This window comes from Burkholderia sp. BCC1638, assembly GCF_902833195.1.
Classification (GTDB): Bacteria; Pseudomonadota; Gammaproteobacteria; order Burkholderiales; family Burkholderiaceae; genus Burkholderia; species Burkholderia diffusa.
Map to the genome: position 1 here is coordinate 1 of NZ_CADFEC010000155.1, position 431 is coordinate 431.

General features: G+C 62.9%; 1 protein-coding gene and 1 pseudogene. Both read left to right on the forward strand.

From position 1 onward, the window contains the following. Window positions 1–365, forward strand: a pseudogene (locus HWX22_RS31675) (DNA-binding transcriptional repressor DeoR); the annotation flags it as partial. After that, a partial coding sequence (locus HWX22_RS31680; protein WP_279610445.1) for a CNP1-like family protein occupies window positions 362–431 on the forward strand: 70 nt, incomplete at its 3' end. The pseudogene HWX22_RS31675 and the gene HWX22_RS31680, both read left to right, overlap by 4 nt.

Genomic DNA, 431 nt, shown 5'->3' on the forward strand with positions numbered 1-431 from the left:
AGAAGCCGCATTGCAGCGTGATTCTGTGCGGCGGGGTCTATCACCGCAAGAACATGGTATTCGAATCGGTGGCCGAGACCGGCATCCTTGACACGGTGCGCGTCTCGAAGGCCTTCATCTCGGCGGCCGGCGTGAGCGAGCGCTGCGGCGTGACCTGCTTCAACTTCCATGAAGTGGACGCCAAGAAGAAGGCGATGCAGCGCGCGCAGAACCGCTTCCTGCTGGTCGACCACAGCAAGTTCGACGAAGTCCGCGCGGCTTATTTCGCCGAACTGACCGACTTCCACTACGTGATCTCCGATGCGCAGCCGAACCCGCGCTACGAGAGCAGCCTGCGCGAACACGGCATCGCCCTGGTGACCTGAGCGCGGGCGGCGCGCGCAACGTGATCTACGAAGGAATCCGCTGCGACACCTACGAATGGCGCCAGT